Origin of the sequence: Enterococcus camelliae, assembly GCF_042685105.1 — a bacterium.
GTDB lineage: Bacteria > Bacillota > Bacilli > Lactobacillales > Enterococcaceae > Enterococcus_G > Enterococcus_G camelliae.
In genome coordinates, this window is record NZ_JBHUMO010000059.1 from 36,094 (window position 1) to 39,020 (window position 2,927).

Annotated in this window: 4 protein-coding genes and 1 pseudogene; 3 read left to right on the top strand and 2 right to left on the bottom strand. The window is 31.6% G+C overall.

The features are described 5' to 3' along the window. Positions 1-351, top strand: a 351-nt coding sequence (locus ACFSR0_RS10300) for a hypothetical protein (protein WP_379982497.1), incomplete at its 5' end; no start/stop codon positions are given. 116 nt (positions 352-467) lie between these two features. On the opposite strand, the gene ACFSR0_RS10305 is transcribed toward ACFSR0_RS10300, so the two are convergent. Next, on the bottom strand, positions 468-749 hold the full coding sequence (locus ACFSR0_RS10305) for a hypothetical protein (RefSeq protein WP_379982499.1): 282 nt from the start codon (positions 747-749) through the stop codon (positions 468-470). A gap of 52 nt (positions 750-801) precedes the next feature. On the opposite strand from ACFSR0_RS10305, the gene ACFSR0_RS10310 reads away from it, so the two are divergent. Both ACFSR0_RS10310 and ACFSR0_RS10315 read left to right on the top strand, forming a co-directional pair. Then, a complete protein-coding gene (locus tag ACFSR0_RS10310) occupies positions 802-1,482 on the top strand; it encodes an IS6 family transposase (protein ID WP_379982501.1) in 681 nt (226 codons plus the stop codon). Between the two features lie 297 nt (positions 1,483-1,779). After that, positions 1,780-2,364, top strand: a complete 585-nt coding sequence (locus ACFSR0_RS10315; RefSeq protein WP_379982503.1) for a hypothetical protein — start codon at positions 1,780-1,782, stop codon at positions 2,362-2,364. 410 nt (positions 2,365-2,774) lie between these two features. On the opposite strand, the pseudogene ACFSR0_RS10320 reads toward ACFSR0_RS10315, so the two are convergent. Beyond that, a pseudogene (locus ACFSR0_RS10320) lies at positions 2,775-2,927 on the bottom strand (IS30 family transposase); the annotation flags it as partial.

The following is a 2,927-nucleotide window of genomic DNA, read 5'->3' on the forward strand; positions in this document are numbered from 1 at the left end:
ATTAGTTCGATAAAGATAAAAAAATCACAAATAAACCTTATTCATGCTATAATTCTTATAAATAAAACTGTAATTTTAATTTTGAGATTGGAGAAGATTTCATTGAAAAAATATTTAATTACCTTTTTAGTTTCAGTAATTAGTGCCTTGTTCTTTCGGTTTCTTAAATTTGAAGGGCTAATTCATTTCATTGGTATTGCTTCTTTAGTTTTAGGACTTGTTTTGTCTGGAACTATGGTTTCTGGTGATAGAATGCGAGCTAACTCGCAAGGTGAGCAAGGGTACTCGAAAACTTATTATATATATCCAATAATTTTCTCAATACCATATTTGTTTTTATTCATTTTTTAAAAGTTTGAAATACTTAATCATATTTGATGTCAATGATAACTAATTTGAAAAATATTACAGACCATTTTTAAACAAAAAAGCATAGAACCCTTTATAATTAAGGGTTCTATGCTTTTTTAGTATACGTCTAGCTCTTGAATATTTTTTAGTTTGCTGTAAGGAACTAGCACCTCTTTCTCAGAAGAATCAATGTAAGCTAGTATGTCATCTATTTTAACTTCAGTTGAATATAAATGTTTTTCTACAGTATCAAAGCGATTAGCAAACCAATTCGCCTTATTTTTATCTAAAGTCCAACTAACACTATTTTGAATAGGTGTACTTTTACTTGCTTCACCACGATAAAGAGTGATTGTCGATTGTTTAGGATAAAGAGGGTTCTGTTGCAAAGTTTTCAAATGAAACTATTTTAAGTTAAAATTATAAAAAAGATAGCTTGGAGGAACAAAGATGGAGCATTTCAAAGGGAAGCAATTTCAAAAAGACGTGATTATTGTCGCCGTTGGCGATTATCTTCGTTATAACCTCAGCTATCGAGATGTTCAAGAAATACTTTATGATCGTGGTATTCATGTGTGTCATACGACAATTTACCGTTGGGTACAAGAATACGGCAAAGTCCTATATCAAATTTGGAAAAAGAAAAACAGACCGTCCTTTTATTCGTGGAAAATGGATGAAACGTATATCAAAATCAAAGGAACATGGCACTATTTGTATCGCGCGATCGATGTAGATGGTTTAACGCTGGACATTTGGCTACATAAAAAACGCGACACACAAGCAGCCTACGCATTTTTGAAACGCCTTAGAAAGCATTTTGGCGAACCAAAGGTTCTCGTCACAGACAAGGCACCATCTACTCGGAGTGCGTTTAAAAAATTACAAAAAGCTGGTCTGTATACGAAGACAGAACACAGAACAGTTAAGTATCTCAATAATTTGATTGAGCAAGATCATCGACCAATCAAACGTCGGAATAAATTTTATCGAAGTTTACGTACTGCCGCAACTACGATAAAAGGCATGGAAACGATTCGCGGAATATACAAGAAAAGCCGAAAAGAGTGTACGCTCTTCGGCTTTTCGGTTTGCACTGAAATCAAGGTCTTATTGGGTATCCCAACTTAAAAAGCAGTAAAAACGGAATGCTGGTTGTTTATTTTAAAACTTTGCAACAGAACCATTATTTTTGATGTTCCACGAAATCGGTGAGAATTATAAATGTTAAAAAAATGGCCATTACAATTAAATAACGATAGGTTGTATAATTAATAATATAAGAATTTCGTTGATTGATGTCCCAGATTTTATGTTTGAACCTAATTGGTCTTAATTTCAAAGGAGAGTAAAAGATGAATAATTTTTCGAACGCTTTACGTAAAAAGAACTTTAAATATATTAGTTACATTATTCTGCAGTATGATGATGCTTACTATCGTATTCCCTCCCGTCCAAGTGAGTGCAACAGAAGCATCCAATGTTCAAAATGAAGAAATAACAAATGACCAAATTAACAAGTTAGACAAATATGTTTTGTTTAGCGAAGATGGTTTTTATAGCATATCCGAAACAGCGTCTACCGAACTTTCTTCTAATGAGTATGCATTACTAGTTGAAAAAATTAATGATGCAAACAGTATGGTTGAAAGGTTACAGGTTGATTCAAAAACTGAAAAATTGTATATTGATGTTAATGAAAAAACTGTAACGATCGAAAAGACTGGTAATAACGCCTATCTTAGAGCATATAAACAAGGAAAAACAGCAATTAAAGGTTACTGGTGGGGCACGAGAATTTGGATTTCAAAAAGCGCAGCAAATAATATTTCTACTGGAATTTCAATTGGAGGAGTTTTCATTAAATCAAATCTAATTGGTTTAGTAGTTGCTTTAGGCGGTGTCGTTTTAGCAAATGTACCTGGAGGTTTTGTATTTAACGTGTCTACCATTTTCGTACCTGGCATGATACTTAGTGGGTCTACAATACCATGGGGATTTGAATGGCAATAAAAAAGAGGGTGAGCTATCATGAAAATTTCTAAATTTAAAATTTACCATATAATTTTAGTCATTGTTTTTATTTTAGCTTTAGTATTTCTAAAATATGATCAAAGTTTGTACCGAAATATTTTTTATATAGTCTTAATTATTTCTTTGATTGTAAAAATTATATATGATTATGTAAAAAAGAATAAAACAACTAAAAAATTTAACTGACAAAAAAATTGCAATGACAAAAGAGCGAATCTATAAAAGATCCGCTTTTTTTGTTTACTCCCCCATATCCGGTTGTATTTTACTTCCTAATCTAACAGATCATGTTGCAAGAAAATTTGCACAGATCGGGCATTTTTAAGGGCTTGAAGATAATTAATTACGAAGAAAGTCCAGATAGTATCAAGTTTTAATTTTATTAATTGTCAAATTAAGTTAGACAAGTCCTCTTTGCATATGTGACTCAAGAATACTTCTATTGGTGTTTTATAGTTTAATGATTTTCGAGGGATATTATTTCTTTTCGATGCAATAGATTGGATAAAAGATTCATCAACTTCGTTGAAATCCATTTGCTT

Excerpts from the sequence above, each read along its gene's own strand:
- ACFSR0_RS10310 (WP_379982501.1), top strand. The coding sequence starts at position 802 with ATGGAGCATTTCAAAGGGAAGCAATTTCAAAAAGACGTGATTATTGTC.
- ACFSR0_RS10315 (WP_379982503.1), top strand. The coding sequence starts at position 1,780 with ATGCTTACTATCGTATTCCCTCCCGTCCAAGTGAGTGCAACAGAAGCA.